Source organism: Streptomyces sp. NPDC050509 (genome assembly GCF_044457965.1).
Classification (GTDB): Bacteria; Actinomycetota; Actinomycetes; order Streptomycetales; family Streptomycetaceae; genus Streptomyces.
The window spans coordinates 385018-406168 of sequence record NZ_JBITHL010000006.1 but is presented as its reverse complement, the minus strand read 5'-3'; the positions used below and the strand labels follow the sequence as shown (position 1 = coordinate 406168).

Below are 21151 nucleotides of genomic sequence, written 5' to 3'. Positions count from 1 at the left end.
CCATGGAAATCCTTGAGACCGCCTTCATGCAGCGGGCGCTGATCGCCGCCGTCCTGGTCGGCGTCACCGCGCCCGCCGTCGGCATCTATCTCGTCCAGCGCCGCCAGGCCCTGATGGGCGACGGCATCGGCCATGTGGCGATGACCGGGGTCGGCCTGGGCTTCCTGCTCTCCGCCAGCCCCGTGTGGATGGCCACGCTCGTCGCGGTCGTCGGCGCCGTCACGATGGAGCTGATCAGGGCGTACGGCCGCACCCGCGGCGACATCGCGCTGGCGATGCTCTTCTACGGGGGCATGGCGGGCGGCGTGCTGCTGATCAACCTCGCGCCGAACGGTTCCAACGCCAACCTCAGTTCGTACCTCTTCGGCTCGCTCTCGACGGTCTCGCCCTCCGACGTCACCGCGATCTCCCTGCTCGCCGGTTTCGTGGTGCTGGTCACGGTGGGGCTGCGGCGGCAGCTCTTCGCCGTCAGCCAGGACGAGGAGTTCGCCCGGGTCACCGGGCTGCCCGTGCGCGCCCTGAACCTGCTGATCGCGGTGACGGCCGCCGTGACGGTCACGGTCGCCATGCGGGTGGTGGGACTGCTGCTGGTCAGCGCGCTGATGGTGGTGCCGGTGGCGGCGGCGCAGCAGGTGACGCGCTCGTTCGTGGTCACGTTCGTGCTGTCCGTCGTGATCGGTACGGCGGTGACGCTGGCCGGCACGGTCACCTCGTACTACCAGGACGTACCGCCCGGCGCGACGATCGTGCTGATCGCGATCGGCGTCTTCGTGCTTCTCACCGCGCTCGCGACACCGCTGGCCAGACGCCGGGCCCGCGTACTGAGGAACGCGGAAGCGGGCCTCGTGCAGACGCCCGAACCCGGGGCGTCGTCGGCGCCCGCGGGGGACGTCCCCGGCGCGCGGCGGCCCGCGGAGGACGCCACGGCATGACCGCGGCCGGTGTCCGGACTGGCAGAATGGGGCCCGTAGACAAGCGGGCAACGCCCGGAGGACACGGGCAGAGGCAAGGAGGCACCTGTGACGACTGCGCCCAGCAGCGGATCGAACGCGGCCCCCGTGCGCGGCCGATCGACCCGCCAGCGCGCCGCGGTGGCGGCGGCACTCGACGAGGTGGACGAGTTCCGCAGTGCTCAGGATCTCCACGACATGCTCAAACACCGCGGTGACTCGGTGGGGCTGACCACGGTCTACCGCACGCTCCAGTCGCTCGCCGACGCGGGCGAGGTCGACGTACTGCGCACGAACGACGGCGAATCGGTCTACCGGCGCTGCTCGACCGGTGACCACCATCACCATCTCGTGTGCCGGGTCTGCGGCAAGGCGGTCGAGGTCGAGGGGCCCGCCGTCGAGCAGTGGGCGGAGACGATCGCGGCCCAGCACGGCTATGTGAGCGTGGCGCACACGGTGGAGATCTTCGGCACCTGCGCGGAGTGCGCGGCGGCCGCCGCCAAGAACTGAACCGCACGGATGGGTGGGGCCCCGGTGATCACCGGGGCCCCACCCATCCGTCTGTCTGCTTGTCTGTCGGTCCGTACGTCTCCGCTAGGCCTGCTCGGACTGCTCGGTCTTCTCGGCCTGCTCGCCCTGTTCCGGGATGTCCACGTCGGCCTCCTGGTTGGGCAGCGCCCCGCCGAAACGGCGGTCCCGGGAGGCGTACTCCAGGCAGGCCCGCCACAGGTCCCGCCGGTCGAAGTCCGGCCACAGCACGTCCTGGAAGATCATCTCCGCGTAACTGCTCTGCCAGATCAGATAGTTGGACGTACGCTGCTCACCGCTCGGCCGCAGGAAGAGATCCACGTCCGGCATGTCCGGGTAGTAGAGGTACTTGGCGAACGTCTTCTCGTTGACCTTGGACGGGTCGAGCTTGCCGGCCGCGACATCGGCCGCGAGCGCCTGCGCCGCGTCCGCGATCTCCGCACGGCCGCCGTAGTTGACGCAGAAGTAGAGCGTCATGGCGTCGTTGTCCTTGGTCTGCTCCTGGGCGACCTGGAGCTCCTGGACGACCGACTTCCACATCTTGGGCATCCGGCCGACCCAGCGGATCCGGATCCCCAGCTCGTCCATCTCGTCGCGGCGGCGCCGGATGACATCGCGGTTGAAGTTCATCAGGAAGCGCACCTCGTCGGGCGTGCGCTTCCAGTTCTCGGTCGAGAAGGCGTACAGGGAGAGGTTCTTGACGCCCATCTCCAGACAGCCCTTGAGCACATCGAGGACGACGCCCTCGCCCACCTTGTGGCCCTCGGTGCGCGGCAGCCCGCGCTCCTTGGCCCAGCGGCCGTTCCCGTCCATGACACAGGCCACGTGCTTCGGCACCAGCTCGCCGGGGATCCTCGGCGGCACCGCCCCCGAGGGATGCGGCTCCGGCGTCTTGTACTCGCGGCGGGAGCGTCCCAGGATTCCGCGTCGTGCCATGCGCTTCTCGTCTCCTCGTTGCTTCTCTGTCCGAGCCGGTTCTTCGCTCAGCTCTTCACTGTCCGAGCTAGTTCTTCTCCACGTATCTGAGGGAGCGCAGGCCCCGCTCCAGATGCCAGTGCAGATAGGCGGACACCAGCCCGCTGCCCTCCCTGACATGGCGCGCCTCGCACGCGTCGGCCGTCGCCCAGTCCCCGGTCAGCAGCGCGCTGAGCAGTCCGACGGCCTCAGCAGAGGGTACGACGCTGCCGGGCACCCGGCAGTCGCCGCAGATGACCCCGCCCGCCGCGACGGAGAAGAACCGGTTGGGACCGTGCAGCCCGCACTTCGCGCAGTCGTCGAAGCTCGGCGCGTAACCGTTGACGGCGAGGGAACGCAGCAGGAAGGCGTCCAGGATGAGATGGGGCGCGTGCTCCCCCCTGGCGAGGGTCCGCAGTCCGCCGACGAGCAGCAGATACTGCTGGACGGCGGGCTCGCCCTCGTGGTCGGTGAACCGTTCCGCGGTCTCCAGCATCGCGGTGCCGGCGGTGTAGCGGGCGTAGTCGGAGACGATCCCGCCACCGTACGGAGCGATGGTCTCGCTCTGCGTGCACAGCGGCAGGCCGCGCCCGATCAGCTCGCTGCCGCGCGCGAAGAACTGCACGTCGACATGGGAGAACGGCTCCAGCCGCGCCCCGAACTTCGACTTGGTCCTGCGCACTCCCCGGGCGACGGCGCGGACGCGGCCGTGGCCGCGGGTCAGAAGCGTGATGATGCGGTCGGCCTCACCGAGCTTCTGCGTGCGCAGCACGACGCCGTCGTCCCGGAACAGACTCATGACGCCATTCTCCCGCATGCGCGGGCGCCGGTTTCCCGGCACGTACGGGTGGTACCGGAGGTACGGGGCCTCCCGCCCGCCCTCAGCGCGTCCGCGCCCTCAGGAGGGCGTTCCCGACGCCGCCAGCAGCAGGCGCGCCGTGTCGTCCGCGCGGAGCTGGAGCGCGCCGCCGACGATGCTCAGCACCTCGCGCTCCGCCGGGCTGTAGACCCCGTCCGCCAGGGCGATCCTGGCGCCCTGGAGGAGGATCGACTCCCGGCCCGCCGGAGCGAGGTGCGGCGCGAGCGGTTCCAGCGCCTCGTGGAGTTCGATGGCGAGCGCGGCGCCGAAGGGGCCCGCGTCGATGACGAAGCGGCCGGTGTCGGCGGCCAGCGCCTCGACCAGGTCCGTCAGCCGGTCCTCCGTGCAGTCCTCGAACCCGGCCGCGCGCACCGTGAGGACGGCGGTCTCCCGGACCGTACGGGACGAGGTGCCGCCGGCCGCGAGGACCGCGAGCGCGACCGTGTGGACGGCGTCGCGCAGCATCGCGGAGAACCGGATGGTGGTGGGGTGGTCCAGCGCGTCCGTGCCGAAGTGGGCGTGGCAGGCGGCGCATTCGACCACGGGGCCCGCGCAGCCGCGCGAGAGCAGCGGGATGCCGAGCACGGTGAAGCGGCGACGCCCGGTACGGCGGCGGTAGTTGCGGTCGCCCCCGCAGTCGGGGCAGAAGAACTCCCCGTCGCCGACCGTGGTCCACGACGTACGAATGCCGCAGAGGCGCGGTTTTCGGCCGCGTGGTCCTTGAGCTGGCAGCACGTCGCGCACCTCCGTCACGCCCCTGCAACGCTTCTTTGCGCTGCACTGCGCCGCGTCCCTGCCCCCTGTTCGGGGAATCGTGGTGCAGAGCCGCCGCGTTGACGTGATGTTAGCCACATCTTCGAGGTGCCGTCAGCACCGTGGCGTGAGATCGCCACGACATGGCCGAACCCCGCCCCTCGCGTACCGAGGCGGGGTCCGAAAACGCTCAGGTCAGCGCGGGGCGCCGGGCGGCGCCCCGGCGCGTCAGCGGGTCGCGCGGTTGACGGCGGAAACGACCGCCTTGAGTGACGCGCGGGTGGTGTTGGCGTCGATGCCGATGCCCCACAGCACCTTTCCGTCGATCGCGCACTCGATGTACGAGGCGGCCTGCGCGCTCGCGCCCTCGCTCATGGTGTGCTCCTGGTAGTCCAGCAGCCGGGCGTCCACCCCGACCGCCGCCAGGGCCTCGAAGAAGGCGGAGATCGGGCCGTTGCCGGTGCCGGCCAGCACCGTCTCCGTACCGTCCACGACAGCCTGGACGGTCAGGGTGTCCTTGCCGTCCGTGTCGGTCGTGGACTGCCCCGAGCGGAGCTGGATCCGGCCCCAGGCGTTCTCGGCGTTGGGCAGGTACTCGTCGCGGAAGGCGGACCAGATCTGGGCGGGGGTGACCTCGCCGCCCTCGGCGTCGGTCTTGGCCTGAATGATGCGGGAGAACTCGATCTGCATCCGGCGCGGCAGGTCCAGCTTGTGGTCGTTCTTCAGGACGTACGCGATACCGCCCTTGCCGGACTGCGAGTTGACGCGGATGACCGCCTCGTAGGAGCGGCCCACGTCCTTCGGGTCGATCGGCAGGTACGGCACGGCCCACTCGACCTCTTCGACCGACAGGCCACGCTCGGCGGCGTCGGCCTCGCGGGCGTCGAAGCCCTTCTTGATGGCGTCCTGGTGGGAGCCGGAGAAGGAGGTGTAGACCAGGTCACCCACGTAGGGGTGGCGCGGGTGGATCTCCATCTGATTGCAGTACTCGCTGGTGCGGCGGACCTCGTCGATCCGCGAGAAGTCGATCTGCGGGTCGACGCCCTGCGAGAAGAGGTTCATGCCCAGCGTCACCAGGTCGACGTTGCCGGTGCGCTCGCCCTGGCCGAACAGGCATCCCTCGATCCGGTCCGCGCCGGCCATCAGCGCCAGCTCGGCGGCGGCGACGGCGGTACCGCGGTCGTTGTGCGGGTGCACGGACAGGCAGACGTGCTCGCGGCGGGAGAGGTTGCGGGACATCCACTCGAAGCGGTCCGCGTGCGTGGAGGGCGTCGAGCGCTCCACGGTGGCGGGCAGGTTGAGGATGATCTCGCGGCCGGCCTCGGGCTGCCAGACGTCCATGACGGCCTCGCAGACCTCCAGGGCGAAGTCCAGCTCGGTGTCGGTGAAGATCTCCGGGCTGTACTGGTAGCCGAAGGTGGTCTCGGGGCCGAGGATCTTCTCCGCGTACTCCGTCACCAGCCGGGTGCCGTCCACGGCGATCTGCTTGACCTGCTCCTTCGTGCCGCGGAAGACGACCCGGCGGAAGGTGGGGGCGGTGGCGTTGTAGAGGTGCACGGTGGCGCGGTTGGCGCCGCGCAGCGCCTCGACGGTGCGCTCGATCAGCTCTTCGCGCGCCTGCGTCAGGACGGAGATCGTCACGTCCTCGGGGATCGCGCCCTCTTCGATGATCGACCGTACGAACGCGAAGTCGGTCTCACCGGAGGCCGGGAAGCCGACCTCGATCTCCTTGTAGCCCATGCGGACCAGCAGGTCGAACATCTCGCGCTTGCGCGCCGGTGACATGGGGTCGATCAGCGCCTGGTTGCCGTCGCGCAGGTCGGTGGAGAGCCAGCGGGGGGCGACGGTGATCCGGTTGTCCGGCCAGGTGCGGTCGGGGATGTCCACGGCCTCGTAGCGGCCGTACTTGTGGATCGGCATCCCGGAAGGACGCTGGGTGTGGGTCGCGTTGGTGAGGGGCGTGGGGCGACCGACGGACGATGCAGACATTGCGTGGGGCTCCTCGTGTGTCCACTGGGACGGCCGACGGGACGTGATCACCGCAACGCCAGACTCCGCGGGGAGGGGGTCGGCCTACGACTACAGGCCCTCGCCGCGGCAGCTAAGGAGAAGCAGCCCGATACGCATGATGCGTAGCAGCGTAACCGAGGCGCGGCGCGCGTGCCGTTCCGTATCAGCATGCGGAACGCGCCATGGCCGTACCGGCCCGAATCACTCTATTTCAGGAAAGACTGTCGCGATGGGTGACAGGATGATGACGGGCTGCCACATTGCAGTCATGGACGCCATCACACCGGTCTTCTGCACCATCGTGCCGCCGCACGTACTCGACAAGCTCTCGCAGGCCGACGACCCCGCGGTCTCCGGCCCCGCCCGCCGCACCCTTGAGGCGGACTCCGCGCAGCGCACCCGCCGCCGTCTGACCATCGCCGGGGGCCCGCTCAGGGCCGCCGCCGCGTCGGAGGACGCCGCGACGGGCACCCCCCACCGCACCATCCACGACTGCCGCAACGGCACGGCGCTGCCGGGCACGAAGGTCCGCGAGGAGGGCTCGGACCCGGGACAGGACGCCACCGTCAACCGCGCGTACGGCGGGCTCGGCGCGACGTTCGAGCTGCTGCTCTCGGCGTACGGACGCGACTCGCTGGACGGCGCGGGGCTGCCGCTGACCGCCAGCGTGCACTACGACCGGGACTACGGGAACGCCTTCTGGGACGGCGAGCAGATGGTCTTCGGGGACGGCGACGGCGAGATCTTCCTCGACTTCACGCTCCCGGTCGACGTGATCGGCCACGAGCTGGCGCACGGCCTCACCCAGTACACGGCCAACCTCGCCTACTACGGCCAGTCGGGCGCGCTGAACGAGTCCGTGTCGGACGTCTTCGGCACGCTGGTCAAGCAGTACACCCTGGACCAGACCGCGGACCAGGCGGACTGGCTCATCGGCGAGGGCCTGCTCGCGCCGCGCGTCCAGGGCGTCGCGCTGCGCTCCATGAAGGCCCCGGGCACGGCGTACGACGACGACGTCCTCGGCAAGGACCCGCAGCCGGCCACGATGGACGACTACGTACGGACGAGCCGCGACAACGGCGGGGTGCACATCAACTCCGGCATCCCGAACCACGCGTTCTACCTGCTGGCCACCCAGCTCGGCGGCAAGGCGTGGGAGCGGGCGGGCCAGATCTGGTTCGACGTGCTGACCGGCGGCGACCTGGACGTCGAGGCGGACTTCGCGGACTTCGCCAAGCTGACGGTCGCGGCGGCACGGGCGCGCTACGGGGACGCGGCGGAGCACGAGGCCGTGGTCAAGGCCTGGTCCCAGGTAGGCGTCCCCACGACCTGACCGTCCCGTTCACCTTCGTCACCGGCACGGGCGGCGGCGGCGGCTACCGCCGCCGCCCGTCACGTACTAGACAGGACCCATGCGTATCCAAGTACGGCGTACGGGCGGCTTCGCCGGCATCGAGCGAACGGCCGAGATCGACACGACCGCCCTGCCCGACGCGGCCCACTGGCAGGCCCTCGCCCACCGCGCTCTCACGGGCGGCGGCCCCGCCCCGCGCGCCGGGGTCCCGGACGGCTTCGCCTACACGATCACGATCGACGGCCGTACGGTCCACTGCGCGGACCCGCACCTGACGGACGCGCAGCGCGAACTGATCTCCAGAGTCCTCAAGGAAGGCGCCTGAACCCCCAGAGGCCCGGAGTCAGAACCCGAGCTTCCGAAGCTGCTTCGGAGCCTCTCCCTGACGCGCCACTCGCGCGGATCGGCCCAGGGGCCTCACCGGCTTCGCGCCGCTGCGCCGGCCTCCGGCCGTCGTCCTCGGACCGGTCAGAAGCCCAGCTTCCGAAGCTGCTTCGGATCCCGCTGCCAGTCCTTGGCGACCTTGACGTGCAGGTCGAGGAAGACCGGCGTACCGAGGAGCGCCTCGATGTGCTTGCGGGACTTCGTCCCGACCTCCTTGAGCCGCTTGCCCTTGGGGCCGATGATGATCCCCTTCTGGCTCGGGCGCTCGATGTACACGTTGGCGTGGATGTCGAGCAGCGGCCTGTCCGCCGGGCGGTCCTCGCGCGGCAGCATCTCCTCGACGACGACCGCGATCGAGTGCGGCAGCTCGTCCCGTACGCCCTCCAGCGCGGCCTCGCGGATCAGCTCGGCCACCATGACCTGCTCGGGCTCGTCGGTGAGGTCGCCCTCCGGGTAGAGCGGCGGGCTCTCCGGGAGCAGCGGGACGAGGAGGTCGGCCAGCAGGCCGACCTGCTGGTCGCCGACCGCCGAGACCGGGACGATCTCCGCCCACTCCAGGCCGAGTTCCCTGCCGATCTGGTCGATCGCGATGAGCTGCTCGGCGAGTGTCTTGGGGTCGACCAGGTCGGTCTTGGTGACGACGGCGACCTTCGGCGTCTTCTTGATCCCGGCCAGTTCCTTGACGATGAACCGGTCGCCGGGGCCCAGCTTCTCGTTGGCCGGCAGGCAGAAGCCGATCACGTCGACCTCGGCCCAGGTCGTCCGTACGACATCGTTCAGCCGCTCGCCGAGCAGGGTGCGCGGCTTGTGGAGGCCCGGGGTGTCCACCAGGATGAGCTGCGCCTCCGGCCGGTGCACGATGCCGCGCACGGTGTGCCGGGTGGTCTGCGGCCGGTTCGAGGTGATGGCCACCTTCTGGCCGACCAGAGCGTTCGTGAGGGTGGACTTGCCCGCGTTGGGGCGACCGACGAAGCAGGCGAAGCCGGCCCGGTGGGGGGCTTCGGCCGACTCGGGAGAAGTCTCGGAAGAGGAGGTACGAGCGCTCATGGCGCCCATTCTCCCCGATCCTTCACCGTCCGCCGACCAGCCGACCCCGTGAACACCCCACCCGCCCCGCCGCGCCCTGTCGTCAACCCGCGCTGACCGTCACGCGCAGCACACCGTCCACGCCCGCCACCAGGACCGGCGTCGCGGGGCCGCCGAGATCCCGTACGGCCGCGCGGTCCTCGTCGGACGCGGTCCCGGCGTCGGTGACGACGGCCGCGGCCTCCAGCGAGGTGGCCCCGCTGGCCACGGCCATCGCGACGGCGGTACGCAGCGCGCTCAGCTTGAGGGAGTCCAGCTCCACGCTCCCGGCGACATACGTCCGCCCGGTCTCGTCCCGCACGGCCGCCCCCTCGGGCACCCCGTTCCTGGCTCGCGCGGAACGGGCCAGGGTGATGATCTTGCGGTCCTCGGGATCGAGGTCGGTGGCGTCGACGCTGTCAGAGCTGTCGGTGATCCGTGTCATGCCTCCGAGCATAGGCAACCCGGTCAGGGGCCTGTTCGCCCCCGGCCCGGCTAGGCGTCGAAGTCGTACTCCAGCACGTACGACGCCGAGTCGAGCACCATCTCGTTGACCTCGACCGGCCGCCCCTCGGCGGCGAACGCCGTGCGGCAGACGAGCATGACGGGCGTGCCCGCCGAGAGGGCCAGCAGGTCCGTCTCGTCCTGGGACGGCATGCGCGAGCGGATCTCTTCCCTGAAGTGCACGGGCTTCAGGCCGAGTTCTTCGAGGCGGGCGTAGATCCCGCCGGGACCGGTGTCCTCCCTGGTGACGGCCGAGCCCGCGACCAGGGCGGCCGGAAGCGAGCTGGTGGCCAGCAGAACCGGCTTGCCGTCCAGCACGAAGCGCCGGTTCCGTACGCAGACGGCGTCACCCGTGGCGATGCCCAGAACGCGCGCGATCCGTTCCGGCGCGGGCTCCTCGGTCACCTCGATCCGGTCCACGACGAGTTCCCGGTCCTCGACATCCGCCGACCAGACGGACCGCCCGCCGCCCCACACCTCACCGGAGAGCCGCTGAACGCCGCGCCGCCTCAGCGGCCGGAAGGACCGGACGAACACACCGGCGCCTTTGCGCGACTCCGCGATCCCCTCGCTCTGGAGCACACCCAGTGCCTGTCGCGCGGTCATACGGGCCACGCCGTGGGCGGCCATGAGGTCGTTCTCACCCGGCAGTCGCGCCCCCGGTCCGTACTCGCCTGCGCTGATCGCCTCTCGAAGGGTGTCAGCGATACGCCGGTACTTCGGCTGACGGCCGCCGCCAGTTGTCGACATACGTGGGGCCTCCCTCTTCTCTGGACACCCTAGGGCACAGGTGTACCAGCGCATTCCGGCCCGCTCCTCCGTGTGACAGCGCGATTCACCGAGGCATCCAGAGTTGACATCTCTAGAGATGTCGCCTTCACTCAAGATGTCTAGAGATGTCAACGAATCGGGAGTGTGAGATTGACGATGGGGCGCCGGGGAGCATCTGCATACAGCGGGCCGTGCCGTTCGGTACCGGTGCCGTGCATCGCCTCATGGAGCGCGGGGCGGGCGCCCGCCCCGCGCGTCGTCGCGAAGGGGCCCGGCATCGGCTACGCGGACGAGCAACCGTACGACCGCGATTCGGACGGTGTGCTGTGGACACGCATCCCCTCGCTCCCCGGCAAGGGGCGGCCCGAGTTCGGCAGAGTCCATGCTCTGCGGCAGCGGCGCGCCATGGTCCGGACGCTGTGCCAGGTCTGCGGCGGTCCCGCCGACCGCAACGAGGACGGAGTGTTGTGGATGCTGGGCGAAGACCCCGCCGACCGGGGCTCCTGGCCCGACGACCTCGTCACGACTCACCCGCCGTTGTGCGCGCCGTGCGCGGTGAAATCCGTACCCGGCTGCCCTCATCTGCGCGAACAGTGTGTGGCACTGCGCGTCCGCAGCTTCGCCCCGATGGGCGTGCGGGGCGCGCTCTACCGGCCCGGGTATCCGTTCCCGGTCCCGGTGGATGCCGTCGGGGTGGCTCTCGACGATCCCCGTATCCACTGGGTCCGGGCCGGACAGCTCGTGATGCGGCTGCGTGAGTTCACGGTCGTCGGCCTGGAATCCCTGCGGACAGCGGGCTGCTGAACGCCCGCAGGGCCGCCCGCACCGTTACGGCCGGTCCAGGCGGAGGCGTTCCGCCTTCGGGAGGCCGGCCACCACCAGGTCGTACGAGTCCTCGATCAGCTCGCGGACCATCCGCGCCGGCAGTTCCGCCACCGTCACCGTGTTCCAGTGGCGCTTGTTGAGGTGCCAGCCGGGGACGATCGCCTGGTGGGTCTCCCGTAGGCGCAGGGCCTCTTCCGGGTCGCATTTGAGGGCGACCTTCAGGGGGGTCTCCTCCAGTGCGCAGAAGGCGAAGATCTTGCCGCCGACCTTGAAGACCGTCAGGCCCGGGTTGCGGGGGAACGGGGTTTCCTCGGAGGTGCCGTTCTGGTCCAGGCAGTACGAGCGGACCGTCGCCGCTGTCAGGGCGCGCGGGGTCACGGGGTCGTGGCCTCCTCCTTGACCGGTTCCGCGAGGACCGTGACGATCTTGTTGCGGCGGCCGGCGGGGGATTCGGCCGTCAGGCGCAGGGTGCGGCCGTCGGGGAGTTCGACGGTCGCGGTCGCGCCCGCGATCGGGACGCGGCCCAGGGCCTTGGCGAGCAGGCCGCCGACCGTTTCCACGTCCTCGTCGTCGTACTCGTCGAGGCCGAACAGGTCCCCGAGGTCGCCGATGTCGAGCCGGGCCGTGACGCGGTAGGAGCCGTCGCCCAGTTCTTCGACCGGGGGCAGTTCGCGGTCGTACTCGTCGGTGATCTCGCCGACGATCTCCTCCAGGATGTCCTCGATCGTGACGATCCCGGCCGTGCCGCCGTACTCGTCGATCACGACCGCGACATGGCTGCGCTCCTGCTGCATCTCGCGCAGCAGATCACCGGCGTTCTTCGTGTCGGGCACGAACGCTGCGGGGCGCATCGCCGTGGAGACCAGGTCGGCCTCGGAGTCGCGGTTGATGTGGGTCTTCCTGACCAGGTCCTTGAGGTAGACGACGCCGACGATGTCGTCCTCGTTCTCGCCGGTCACCGGGATGCGGGAGAAGCCCGAGCGCAGCGCCAGGGTGAGCGCCTGACGGATCGTCTTGTACCGCTCGATGCAGACCAGGTCCGTGCGCGGGACCATCACCTCCCGTACGAGGGTGTCCCCCAGCTCGAAGACGGAGTGCACCATCCGGCGCTCGTCGTCCTCGATGAGCGACTCCGCCTCCGCCAGGTCGACCATGGCGCGCAGTTCGGCCTCGCTGGCGAACGGGCCTTTGCGGAAGCCCTTGCCAGGGGTGAGCGCGTTGCCCAGAAGGATCAGGAGCTGGGGGATCGGGCCCATGATCCTGGCCAGCGGGAGCAGGACGTACGCGGAGGCCGTGGCCGTGTTCAGCGGGTGCTGGCGGCCGATCGTGCGCGGCGAGACGCCCACCGCGACGTACGAGACGAGGACCATCACGCCGATGGCGACGACCAGCGCCGCCCAGGTCTCCTGGAAGCGCTCCAGACAGACGTACGTGACCAGTACCCCGGCCGCCATCTCGCAGGCGACCCGCACCAGCAGGGCCACGTTGAGATAGCGCGTGGGGTCGGCGGCGACCTGCGCCAGCTTGGCCGCGCCTCGCCGCCCCGACCGTACGGCCTCGGCCGCCCGGAAGCTGGAGACTCGGGCGATGCCCGCCTCGGCGGACGCGGCGAGCCAGGCGACGACGACCAGTGCGACGGCGCCGACGATCAGTTGCGCGGTCACGAGACCGTGGGCGCGGGCGACGGGCCCGAGAGCCCCCGCTCGGCGCGCCAGCCGTCGACGATGGCGGCCTGGAGGCCGAACATCTCGGCCTTCTCCTCCGGCACCTCGTGGTCGTAGCCGAGCAGATGCAGCACCCCGTGGACCGTCAGGAGCTGGAGCTCCTCGTCCATGGAGTGCTGCGTCGGCGCTTCCTCGCCCTGCCGCTTGGCGACCTCCGGGCAGAGCACGATGTCACCGAGGAGCCCCTGCGGGGGCTCCTCGTCGTCCTTGACCGGCGGACGCAGCTCGTCCATCGGGAAGGACATGACATCCGTGGGCCCCGGCAGGTCCATCCACTGGATGTGGAGCTGCTCCATCGCGGCCTCGTCCACCACGATCACCGAGAGTTCGGAGAGCGGGTGGATACGCATCCGGGTGAGCGCGTACCGGGCGGCGTCGAGGATCGCCTGCTCGTCGACCTCGATGCCTGACTCGTTGTTGACGTCGATCGACATGGTGCGCTCTGGTCTACTTCCCGTTGTCGCTGTCGTACTGCTCGTACGCGTCGACGATACGGCCGACGAGCTTGTGCCGTACGACATCCTGGGACGTGAGCCGGGAGAAGTGCACGTCGTCCACGCCCTCCAGGATGTCCTGGACCTGGCGCAGACCGCTCTTCGTGCCGCCCGGGAGGTCGACCTGGGTGATGTCGCCCGTGATGACGATCTTCGACTCGAAGCCGAGGCGCGTCAGGAACATCTTCATCTGCTGGGGGCTGGTGTTCTGTGCCTCGTCCAGGATGATGAACGCGTCGTTGAGCGTGCGTCCTCGCATGTACGCGAGCGGCGCGACCTCGATCGTGCCCGCCGCCATCAGCCGCGGGATCGAGTCGGGGTCGAGCATGTCGTGCAGCGCGTCGTAGAGCGGGCGCAGATACGGGTCGATCTTCTCGTAGAGCGTGCCGGGCAGGAAGCCGAGCCGCTCCCCCGCCTCGACGGCGGGCCGGGTCAGGATGATCCGGTTGACCTGCTTGGCCTGGAGCGCCTGGACGGCCTTGGCCATGGCGAGATACGTCTTGCCGGTACCGGCCGGGCCGATGCCGAAGACGATCGTGTGCCGGTCGATCGCGTCGACGTACCGCTTCTGGTTGAGGGTCTTGGGCCGGATCGTCCGGCCACGGCTGGAGAGAATGTTCTGGGTGAGCACCTCGGCGGGCGTCTCGGGACCGTCCGCGCCGCCGTTCTCGCTCGCCCTGAGCATGGCGATCGAACGTTCCACTGCGTCCTCCGTCATCGGCTGACCGGTGCGGAGCACCAGCATCATCTCGTCGAACAGGCGCTGGACCAGCGCGACGTCCGCCGCGCTGCCGCTCGCACTGATCTCGTTTCCCCGGACATGGATGTCGGCGGCCGGGAACGCCTTCTCGATCACGCGCAGCAGGGAGTCTCCGGAGCCCAGGACCGTCACCATGGGGTGCTTGGCGGGGACGGTCCACCGGGCGCGCGCCTGCTCCGACGCGGGGGTCTGGACTGTAGGTGTCTGAGTCATGGGCCGGCCCTGTGGCCTGCACATACCTCCCGTTGCAGGGTTCTCGCCGCTCGACAACCTCTGGAGTCCCAGCCTACGACCCCGCACTGACAAGGCCCTAGGGCTTTTCGCCGCGCCTTGCTCACGATCCCCGGCGCCTCCCCCCGCGCCCGGCCGCCGGGGCTCAGCCCGAGCGGCCGAAACCGATCGTCGGTACGGCCCTGCGCAGCGGCCACGGCCTGGTCGGCGCGGGCAGCAGCTCCGCCAGGAACGCGTAGCGCCGCAGCGCCGCCGGGTCCTGGTCCGGGGAGCCCTGGACGTAACTCCACCAGGCCGCGACCTCCGACCAGCCGGGCGCGGAGAGCGACCCGCCGAACTCCTGGACCGAGAGCGCGGCGGTCAGTCCGGCGAAGGCGAGCCGGTCGGCGAGCGGCCAGCCGGCCAGCGTGCCGGTGACGAACCCGGCGACGAAGACGTCGCCCGCGCCCGTCGGGTCGAGCGCGGCCACCGCGATCGCCGGGACCTCGGCGGTCTCGCCGGTCGCCCCGTCCACGGCGTACGCGCCCTCCGCGCCCAGCGTGACGACGGCCACGGGGACCCGCTCGGCGAGGACCCGCGCGGCGGTCCTGGGGCAGTCCGTACGGGTGTAGCGCATGGCCTCCTCGGCGTTGGGCAGGAACGCCTCGCAGTGCTCCAGGTCGGCCAGTCCCGCCAGGTCCCAGCGTCCGGTGTCGTCCCAGCCGACGTCGGCGAAGATCCGGGTCCCGTGGTGCGCGGAGTGGGCGATCCACTCGTCGCGCCGGCCCGGCGTGAGCGCGGCGACGGCGGCCCGCGCACGGGGCGGGCACTCGGGCAGCGCGCCTTCCGGCGGCGGGGCCTCGTGGCCGTGCGAGACCATCGTCCGCTCGCCCTCGTACGCCATGGAGACGGTCACCGGGGAGTGCCAGCCGGGGACGGTGCGGGAGCGGGAGAGGTCGATGCCCTCGCCCTGTTCCAGCGCGTCCCAGCAGTACTCGCCGTAGTGGTCGTCTCCGAAGGCCGCGGAGAGCGAGGTGCGCAGCCCGAGCCGGGCCAGCGCGGAGGCCATGTTGGCGATGCCGCCGGGGCTGGATCCCATGCCCCTGGCCCAGGACTCGGTGCCACGTACGGGGGCGCTGTCCAGGCCGGTGAAGATGATGTCGAGGAAGACCGTGCCCGTGAGGTAGACGTCGCACTCCGGGTCGTCCGGACCGCGCAGCGCGCCCAGCGGATCGACGTGGGCGGAGTGTTCCAGCGCGGTGTGCCCCGGGGCGGCGGGCCCCGGGTGGTCCAGGTGGTCCAGCGGGTCTCCGTTGGGTGTGATCACGGCGGGCTCCCGATCGCGTGCGGATCCGGACAGTCTGCCCGATCGGCGGGGCCCGGCCGGACACGCCGGGCGGCCGCCCCTGTCAGCGCTTGGGAAGCGGTACCCGTACGAGGTCGGCGGCGACCGTCAGTTCGCCTTCGAAGCCCGCGGCCCGCGCCTGCCGTTCGAACGCGTCCGGGTCGCTGTAGCGCTGCGAGAAGTGCGTCAGCACGAGATGGCGTACGCCGGACTCCGCCGCCACGCGGCCCGCCTGGCCCGCGGTGAGGTGGCCGTGGTCGGTGGCCAGCCGCTCGTCCTCGTCCAGGAACGTCGACTCGATGACGAGCAGGTCGCACCCCTCGGCGAGCGCGAACACCCCGTCGCAGAGCCGGGTGTCCATGACGAAGGCGAACCGCTGGCCCCGCCGGACCTCGCTGACCTGCTCCAGCGTGACGCCGTTCAGCACGCCCTCGCGCTGGAGCCGGCCCACGTCGGGGCCCGCGAGGCCGTGGGCGGCGAGCCGCACGGGGTCCATCCTGCGGCCGGCGGGCTCGGTGAGGCGGTAGCCGTACGCCTCGACGGGGTGGGAGAGCTTGCGGGTGTCCAGGGTGTACGCGGGGGTGCGCGCCAGGACGCCGTCGCCGGTGATCGGCGCCTCGGTCAGCTCGACGGTCTCGCGGTAGGCCGTCGCGTACCGCAGCCGCTCGAAGAAGCGCCGGCCGCTCGCCGGGTAGTGCGCGGTGATCTCGTGCGGCACCTGGTCGAGGTTGATGCGCTGGACGACCCCGGCGAGGCCGAGCGAGTGGTCGCCGTGGAAGTGCGTGACGCAGATCCGGTTGATGTCGTGCGCGGCGACCCCGGCGCGGAGCATCTGGCGCTGGGTGCCCTCGCCCGGGTCGAAGAGCAGGCCCTCGCCGTCCCAGCGCAGCAGATAGCCGTTGTGGTTGCGGTGGCGGGTGGGCACCTGGCTGGCTGTACCCAGCACGACCAGTTCTCGTACGGACAAGGCGGCTACCCGGGGGGCCAGTTGAGGCCGCGTCCGCCCAGGACGTGGGCGTGCGCGTGGAAGACGGTCTGGCCGGCGCCCGAGCCCGTGTTGAACACGATGCGGTAGCCGGTGGAGTCCGCCTTGTCGTCGGCGGCCACGGCCGCCGCCTCGCGCAGCACGTCCGCGGCGACGCCCGGCTCGGCCGCGGCGAGAGTGGCGGCGTCCGGGTAGTGCGCGCGGGGAATGACCAGGACGTGGGTCGGCGCCTGCGGGTTTATGTCCCGGAAGGCGACGGTGGTCTCGCTCTCGCGCACGATGGTCGCCGGGACGTCCCCCGAGACGATCTTGCAGAACAGGCAGTCGGCCTGTGCTTCTCCGGCCATGGTCCCGGCCTCCTCGGCAGAGCTGGTGTCAGTCGGTGACCGGTCACCGACCGGTCGGTGATCGGTCCGTACGGACGCATCGTATCCGCCGCCACCGACAGGACCGGGGCGGCAGCGCGCGAGCGGGCCGTGTGTACGCCGACGTGCGGTCAGGACCAGCGGCCCGTGCGGCCCAGCAGCAGCGCCGTGGCCGCCGTACCCGCGGTGGAGGTGCGCAGCACGCTGGCGCCCAGCCGGTACGGGCGCGCGCCCGCTGCCGCGAACACCGTCAACTCCTCGGGCGACACTCCCCCTTCGGGGCCCACGACCAGCACGATCGAGCCCGCGACCGGCAGTTCCGCGGTGGCCAGCGCGGCGCTGTCCGCGGCGCGGTCCTCGTGCAGGACGGCCGCGAAGTCCGCGGTGGCGAGCAGCGCGGCGACCTGCTTGGTGGTCATGGCGTCCGCGACCTCGGGGAACCGCACCCGGCGTGACTGCTTGCCCGCCTCGCGCGCGGTGGCCCGCCACTTGGCGAGCGCCTTCGCGCCCCGCTCGCCCCGCCACTGCGTGACACAGCGCGCGGCAGCCCACGGGACGACGGCGTCGACGCCGGTCTCCGTCATGGTCTCGACGGCCAGTTCGCCCCGGTCGCCCTTGGGCAGGGCCTGGACGACGGTGATCCGGGGCGCGGGCTCCGCCTCGGTCCGTACCTCGGTGACCGCGATGTCCAGCCGGTCCTTGCCCTCGACCGCCGCGACCGTCCCGTACCCGCCGGTGCCCGCGCCGTCGGTCAGCACGATCTCCTCGCCGACCCGCAGCCTCCGTACGGAGACGGCGTGGCGCCCCTCGGGTCCGTCGAGCGTGACCGTGCCCTCGCGCAGCGCGCCGGGGGCGACGACGAAGACGGGAGCGGTCACGGGGCGCTGCCGAGGCCGGGCATGAACGAGGCGCGGGTGGCGTCGAGTTCGCCCGCGAGGACCTCGACCAGCTTGCCGGCCGGCAGCTCGCGCGCCATCCGGTGGCCCTGGCCGGCCCAGAGCGCCATGCCCTGCGCGTCGCCCACCTTGGCGGCGGCCTTGCGCAGCCCGGAGGTGAGGTGGTGGACCTCGGGGTAGGCGGGCGGGGCGTACGGGCCGTGCTCGCGCATGAAGCGGTTGACGAGCCCGCGGGCGGGGCGTCCCGAGAACGCCCGGGTCAGCTCGGTGCGTACGAACAGCGGGTTGGTCATGGCCTGCTTGTGCAGGGCGTTGGCCCCGGACTCCGGGCAGACGAGGAACGCGGTGCCGAGCTGCGCCGCGTCGGCGCCCGCCGCGAGTACGGCGGCGATCTGGCCGCCGCGCATCAGTCCGCCCGCCGCGATGACCGGCAGGTCGACGGCCTCCCTGACCTGCGCGATCAGTGAGAGCAGGCCGAAGCCCGCACCGTCGGTGGAGGGGTCGTCGCGGTGTGTGCCCTGGTGACCGCCGGCCTCGATGCCCTGTACGCAGACGGCGTCGGCGCCGGACCACTGGGCGGTCTGGGCCTCCTCGGCCGTGGTCACGGTGACGACGGTGTACGTGCCGACGCCCGCGAAGGCGTCGAGGGTCGTCCTGGTCGGGCAGCCGAAGGTGAAGGAGACGACCGGCACCGGGTCGTCGAGCAGGATCGCGAGCTTCGCCTCGTACGCGTCGTCCCGCCCCGACTCGGGGTCGCCGAGCGGTGTCTCATACCAGGTGGCCTCACCGGCGAGCTGGTTGCGGTAGACCTCGACGGCCGCGTGGTCGGCGTAGTGCGGCTGTGGCATGAAGAGGTTGACGCCGAAGGGGCGGCCGGTGAGGCCCCGGAGCTGCTTGACCTCTTCGTACATGCCGTCGACCGTCTTGTACCCGGCGGCCAGGAACCCGAGACCCCCGGCCTCGGAGACGGCCGCGGCGAGCTGCGGGCAGGACGCGCCGCCCGCCATGGGGGCCTGCACGATCGGATACCGGCAGAGATCGGTCAGTGCGGAGGACATGCACGCATGGTGCCATGTCAGCCACGGCACCTCCGAATCGGCACCGCGCCGGGCGGGACGGCGGGTCCGGGGACTGCCCCCGGATCCCTGGCCCACCGGCCCGTCCGCTGCCCGTTGAGGCAGCGTTCAGGCCCGAACGCTGCCCCGGGCACCGCCCGTTGGACGCGTCCCGACCCGGCGCCGGGTCCGCCTACCGTCCGTTGAACGCGTCCTTGAGCCGCGAGAACAGTCCCTGCTGACCTGGCTGGAATTGACCGGTGGGCCGTTCCTCGCCGCGGAGCTGGGCCAGTTCGCGCAGCAGGCGTTCCTGCTCCGGATCCATCTTCGTCGGGGTCATCACCTCGACGTGGACGATCAGATCGCCCCGTCCGCCGCCCCGCAGGTGCGTGATGCCGCGCCCGTGCAGCGGGATCGACTGGCCGGACTGGGTGCCGGGCCGTACGTCGATCTCCTCCACGCCGTCGAGCGTCTCCAGCGGGCACTTCGTGCCCAGAGCCGCCGCCGTCATGGGGATCGTGACCGTGCAGTGCAGGTCGTCGCCGCGCCGCTGGAACGTCGTGTGCGGGACCTCGTGGATCTCCACGTACAGGTCACCGGCGGGGCCGCCGCCGGGGCCGACCTCGCCCTCGCCCGCGAGCTGGATACGGGTGCCGTTGTCGACGCCCGCGGGGATCTTGACCGTGAGCGTACGGCGCGAACGGATCCGGCCGTCGCCCGCGCACTCGGGGCAGGGCGTGGGGACGACCGTACCGAAGCCCTGGCACTGCGGGCAGGGCCGCGAGGTCATGACCTGGCCCAGGAAGGACCGGGTGACCTGCGAGACCTCGCCGCGACCGCGGCACATGTCGCAGGTCTGGGCGGAGGTGCCGGGTGCGGCGCCCTCGCCCGAGCAGGTCGTGCAGACGATCGCGGTGTCGACCTGGATGTCCTTGGTCGTACCGAAGGCCGCCTCGTTGAGGTCGATCTCCAGCCGGATCATGGCGTCCTGGCCGCGGCGCGTCCGCGACCGCGGGCCGCGCTGCGACGCCGTGCCGAAGAACGCGTCCATGATGTCCGAGAAGTTGCCGAAGCCGCCGGCTCCGAACCCTCCCGCGCCACCGCCCCCACCGGAGGACAGCGGATCACCGCCGAGGTCGTAGACCTGCTTCTTCTGCGGGTCCGACAACACCTCGTACGCGGCGTTGATCTCCTTGAAGCGCTCTTGCGTCTTGGGATCGGGATTGACATCCGGGTGCAGCTCACGCGCGAGCCTGCGGAATGCCTTCTTGATCTCGTCCTGAGATGCGTCGCGGCGCACGCCGAGTACGGCGTAGTAGTCCGTGGCCACTTACGACTCCGCCAGGATCTGTCCGACGTAACGTGCCACTGCGCGTACCGCTCCCATCGTTCCGGGGTAGTCCATGCGGGTCGGTCCGACCACGCCGAGTTTGGCGACTGCCTCGTCGCCCGAACCGTAGCCGACCGCGACGACGGACGTGGAGTTGAGGCCCTCGTGGGCGTTCTCGTGCCCGATACGTACGGTCATGCCGGGGTCCGCGGCCTCGCCGAGGAGCTTGAGAAGCACCACGTGCTCCTCCAGCGCCTCCAGCACCGGCCGGATGGTCAGGGGAAAGTCGTGTCCGAAACGGGTGATGTTGGCGGTTCCGCCGATCATCAGCCGCTCCTCGGTCTCCTCGACCAGGGTTTCCAGCAGGGTCGCGAGGACCGCCGACACGGTCCCGCGGTCCTCCTGCTCGAAGGAGTCGGGCAGGTCCTGCACGAGCTGCGGGACGTCCGCGAAGCGGCGCCCGACGATCCGGCTGTTGAGCCGGGCCCGCAGGTCCGCGAGGGAGGTCTCGCCGAACGGGGCGGGGCAGTCGACGAGGCGCTGCTCGACCCGTCCGGTGTCCGTGATCAGGACGAGCATGAGGCGGGCGGGCGCGAGCGCCAGCAGTTCCACGTGCCGCACCGTCGAACGGGTCAGCGAGGGGTACTGGACGACGGCCACCTGCCGGGTGAGCTGCGCGAGCAGCCGTACCGTACGGCCCACGACGTCGTCGAGGTCGACGGCGCCGTCCAGCAGGTTCTGGATGGCACGGCGCTCCGGCAGCGACAGGGGCTTGACCCCTGCCAGCCGGTCGACGAAGAGCCGGTAGCCCTTGTCGGTCGGGATGCGCCCGGCGCTGGTGTGCGGCTGGGCGATGAAGCCCTCGTCCTCCAGCACCGCCATGTCGTTGCGTACGGTCGCCGGGGAGACGCCGAGTTTGTGCCGCTCCGTGAGCGCCTTGGAACCGACGGGCTCCTCCGTGCCGACGTAGTCCTGGACGATCGCGCGCAACACTTCGAGTCTGCGTTCGCTGAGCATGGCGCACACCTCC

At 71.1% G+C, this 21151-nt stretch carries 23 protein-coding genes; 5 read left to right on the top strand and 18 right to left on the bottom strand.

Going from position 1 to position 21151, the window contains the following annotated elements:
* Positions 1 to 2: 2 nt before the first annotated feature.
* A complete protein-coding gene (locus ACIBJC_RS19945) occupies positions 3 to 932 on the top strand; it encodes a metal ABC transporter permease (protein WP_399294004.1) in 930 nt (309 codons plus the stop codon).
* An 87-nt stretch (positions 933 to 1019) separates the two neighbouring features.
* On the top strand, positions 1020 to 1460 hold the full coding sequence (locus ACIBJC_RS19940) for a transcriptional repressor (RefSeq protein WP_329827188.1): 441 nt from the start codon (positions 1020 to 1022) through the stop codon (positions 1458 to 1460).
* Positions 1461 to 1544: 84 nt separating this feature from the next.
* Here ACIBJC_RS19940 and ACIBJC_RS19935 read toward each other — a convergent pair whose 3' ends face one another.
* The 4 genes from ACIBJC_RS19935 to leuA all read right to left on the bottom strand — a co-directional run bounded on the left by ACIBJC_RS19935 (position 1545) and on the right by leuA (position 6033).
* Positions 1545 to 2414: an isoprenyl transferase gene (locus tag ACIBJC_RS19935; protein WP_399294001.1), complete on the bottom strand. Its 870-nt coding sequence runs from the start codon at positions 2412 to 2414 to the stop codon at positions 1545 to 1547.
* Positions 2415 to 2481: 67 nt separating this feature from the next.
* Complete coding sequence (gene recO / locus ACIBJC_RS19930) at positions 2482 to 3231, bottom strand: DNA repair protein RecO (RefSeq protein WP_399293998.1); 750 nt, start codon at positions 3229 to 3231, stop codon at positions 2482 to 2484.
* 99 nt (positions 3232 to 3330) lie between these two features.
* On the bottom strand, positions 3331 to 4026 hold the full coding sequence (locus tag ACIBJC_RS19925; protein ID WP_399294271.1) for a TerB family tellurite resistance protein: 696 nt from the start codon (positions 4024 to 4026) through the stop codon (positions 3331 to 3333).
* A gap of 246 nt (positions 4027 to 4272) precedes the next feature.
* The gene (gene leuA / locus ACIBJC_RS19920) at positions 4273 to 6033 is read right to left on the bottom strand and encodes a 2-isopropylmalate synthase (protein WP_399293995.1); all 1761 of its coding nucleotides are present in this window, start codon (positions 6031 to 6033) and stop codon (positions 4273 to 4275) included.
* A gap of 289 nt (positions 6034 to 6322) precedes the next feature.
* Between leuA and ACIBJC_RS19915 the strand changes: the two genes are divergently transcribed.
* Together ACIBJC_RS19915 and ACIBJC_RS19910 are read left to right on the top strand one after the other, a co-directional pair.
* Positions 6323 to 7387, top strand: coding sequence for a M4 family metallopeptidase (locus tag ACIBJC_RS19915; RefSeq protein ID WP_399293992.1), 1065 nt, complete (start codon positions 6323 to 6325; stop codon positions 7385 to 7387).
* Between the two features lie 79 nt (positions 7388 to 7466).
* Positions 7467 to 7733: a protealysin inhibitor emfourin gene (locus ACIBJC_RS19910; protein WP_399293989.1), complete on the top strand. Its 267-nt coding sequence runs from the start codon at positions 7467 to 7469 to the stop codon at positions 7731 to 7733.
* Between the two features lie 143 nt (positions 7734 to 7876).
* On the opposite strand, the gene era is transcribed toward ACIBJC_RS19910, so the two are convergent.
* From era to ACIBJC_RS19895, 3 genes are all read right to left on the bottom strand, one after another.
* A complete protein-coding gene (gene era / locus ACIBJC_RS19905; RefSeq protein WP_399293986.1) occupies positions 7877 to 8848 on the bottom strand; it encodes a GTPase Era in 972 nt (323 codons plus the stop codon).
* Positions 8849 to 8921: 73 nt separating this feature from the next.
* A complete protein-coding gene (locus ACIBJC_RS19900; RefSeq protein ID WP_399293983.1) occupies positions 8922 to 9302 on the bottom strand; it encodes a cytidine deaminase in 381 nt (126 codons plus the stop codon).
* Between the two features lie 50 nt (positions 9303 to 9352).
* Positions 9353 to 10111, bottom strand: a complete 759-nt coding sequence (locus tag ACIBJC_RS19895) for a GntR family transcriptional regulator (RefSeq protein ID WP_399293980.1) — start codon at positions 10109 to 10111, stop codon at positions 9353 to 9355.
* A gap of 228 nt (positions 10112 to 10339) precedes the next feature.
* Between ACIBJC_RS19895 and ACIBJC_RS19890 the strand changes: the two genes are divergently transcribed.
* Positions 10340 to 10936: a hypothetical protein gene (locus ACIBJC_RS19890; protein WP_399293977.1), complete on the top strand. Its 597-nt coding sequence runs from the start codon at positions 10340 to 10342 to the stop codon at positions 10934 to 10936.
* 24 nt (positions 10937 to 10960) lie between these two features.
* On the opposite strand, the gene ACIBJC_RS19885 is transcribed toward ACIBJC_RS19890, so the two are convergent.
* The 11 genes from ACIBJC_RS19885 to hrcA form a co-directional block, all read right to left on the bottom strand.
* Entirely contained in the window at positions 10961 to 11320 is a 360-nt protein-coding gene (locus ACIBJC_RS19885; protein WP_399294268.1) for an MmcQ/YjbR family DNA-binding protein, read from the bottom strand.
* An 11-nt stretch (positions 11321 to 11331) separates the two neighbouring features.
* Complete coding sequence (locus tag ACIBJC_RS19880; protein ID WP_399293974.1) at positions 11332 to 12621, bottom strand: hemolysin family protein; 1290 nt, start codon at positions 12619 to 12621, stop codon at positions 11332 to 11334.
* A complete protein-coding gene (gene ybeY / locus ACIBJC_RS19875) occupies positions 12618 to 13115 on the bottom strand; it encodes an rRNA maturation RNase YbeY (protein WP_329827173.1) in 498 nt (165 codons plus the stop codon). The genes ACIBJC_RS19880 and ybeY overlap by 4 nt, the downstream gene beginning before the upstream one ends.
* 13 nt (positions 13116 to 13128) lie before the next feature.
* Positions 13129 to 14148, bottom strand: coding sequence for a PhoH family protein (locus ACIBJC_RS19870; protein WP_399293970.1), 1020 nt, complete (start codon positions 14146 to 14148; stop codon positions 13129 to 13131).
* Between the two features lie 163 nt (positions 14149 to 14311).
* Complete coding sequence (locus tag ACIBJC_RS19865) at positions 14312 to 15439, bottom strand: carbohydrate kinase family protein (protein ID WP_399294265.1); 1128 nt, start codon at positions 15437 to 15439, stop codon at positions 14312 to 14314.
* Between the two features lie 115 nt (positions 15440 to 15554).
* Complete coding sequence (locus ACIBJC_RS19860) at positions 15555 to 16457, bottom strand: ribonuclease Z (protein ID WP_399293968.1); 903 nt, start codon at positions 16455 to 16457, stop codon at positions 15555 to 15557.
* Positions 16458 to 16462: 5 nt separating this feature from the next.
* The gene (locus ACIBJC_RS19855; protein ID WP_399293965.1) at positions 16463 to 16822 is read right to left on the bottom strand and encodes a histidine triad nucleotide-binding protein; all 360 of its coding nucleotides are present in this window, start codon (positions 16820 to 16822) and stop codon (positions 16463 to 16465) included.
* A 149-nt stretch (positions 16823 to 16971) separates the two neighbouring features.
* Entirely contained in the window at positions 16972 to 17718 is a 747-nt protein-coding gene (locus ACIBJC_RS19850; protein ID WP_399293962.1) for a 16S rRNA (uracil(1498)-N(3))-methyltransferase, read from the bottom strand.
* A complete protein-coding gene (locus ACIBJC_RS19845; protein ID WP_399293959.1) occupies positions 17715 to 18794 on the bottom strand; it encodes a nitronate monooxygenase in 1080 nt (359 codons plus the stop codon). The genes ACIBJC_RS19850 and ACIBJC_RS19845 overlap by 4 nt, the downstream gene beginning before the upstream one ends.
* 190 nt (positions 18795 to 18984) lie before the next feature.
* Positions 18985 to 20121 carry a molecular chaperone DnaJ gene (gene dnaJ, locus ACIBJC_RS19840; protein WP_399293956.1) on the bottom strand — a complete coding sequence of 379 codons (1137 nt, stop codon included), beginning with the start codon at positions 20119 to 20121 and terminating at the stop codon, positions 18985 to 18987.
* Entirely contained in the window at positions 20122 to 21138 is a 1017-nt protein-coding gene (hrcA, locus tag ACIBJC_RS19835) for a heat-inducible transcriptional repressor HrcA (protein ID WP_329827165.1), read from the bottom strand.
* Positions 21139 to 21151: the final 13 nt, after the last annotated feature.

Bases quoted from the DNA above. Each gene is read 5' to 3' on its own strand.
- ACIBJC_RS19945 (WP_399294004.1), top strand. From the start codon at position 3: ATGGAAATCCTTGAGACCGCCTTCATGCAGCGGGCGCTGATCGCCGCC.
- ACIBJC_RS19935 (WP_399294001.1), bottom strand. From the start codon at position 2,414: ATGGCACGACGCGGAATCCTGGGACGCTCCCGCCGCGAGTACAAGACG.
- recO (WP_399293998.1), bottom strand. From the start codon at position 3,231: ATGAGTCTGTTCCGGGACGACGGCGTCGTGCTGCGCACGCAGAAGCTC.
- leuA (WP_399293995.1), bottom strand. From the start codon at position 6,033: ATGTCTGCATCGTCCGTCGGTCGCCCCACGCCCCTCACCAACGCGACC.
- ACIBJC_RS19915 (WP_399293992.1), top strand. From the start codon at position 6,323: ATGGACGCCATCACACCGGTCTTCTGCACCATCGTGCCGCCGCACGTA.
- ACIBJC_RS19910 (WP_399293989.1), top strand. From the start codon at position 7,467: ATGCGTATCCAAGTACGGCGTACGGGCGGCTTCGCCGGCATCGAGCGA.
- era (WP_399293986.1), bottom strand. From the start codon at position 8,848: ATGGGCGCCATGAGCGCTCGTACCTCCTCTTCCGAGACTTCTCCCGAG.
- ACIBJC_RS19900 (WP_399293983.1), bottom strand. From the start codon at position 9,302: ATGACACGGATCACCGACAGCTCTGACAGCGTCGACGCCACCGACCTC.
- ACIBJC_RS19895 (WP_399293980.1), bottom strand. From the start codon at position 10,111: ATGTCGACAACTGGCGGCGGCCGTCAGCCGAAGTACCGGCGTATCGCT.
- ybeY (WP_329827173.1), bottom strand. From the start codon at position 13,115: ATGTCGATCGACGTCAACAACGAGTCAGGCATCGAGGTCGACGAGCAG.
- ACIBJC_RS19870 (WP_399293970.1), bottom strand. From the start codon at position 14,148: ATGACTCAGACACCTACAGTCCAGACCCCCGCGTCGGAGCAGGCGCGC.
- ACIBJC_RS19855 (WP_399293965.1), bottom strand. From the start codon at position 16,822: ATGGCCGGAGAAGCACAGGCCGACTGCCTGTTCTGCAAGATCGTCTCG.
- ACIBJC_RS19845 (WP_399293959.1), bottom strand. From the start codon at position 18,794: ATGTCCTCCGCACTGACCGATCTCTGCCGGTATCCGATCGTGCAGGCC.
- hrcA (WP_329827165.1), bottom strand. From the start codon at position 21,138: ATGCTCAGCGAACGCAGACTCGAAGTGTTGCGCGCGATCGTCCAGGAC.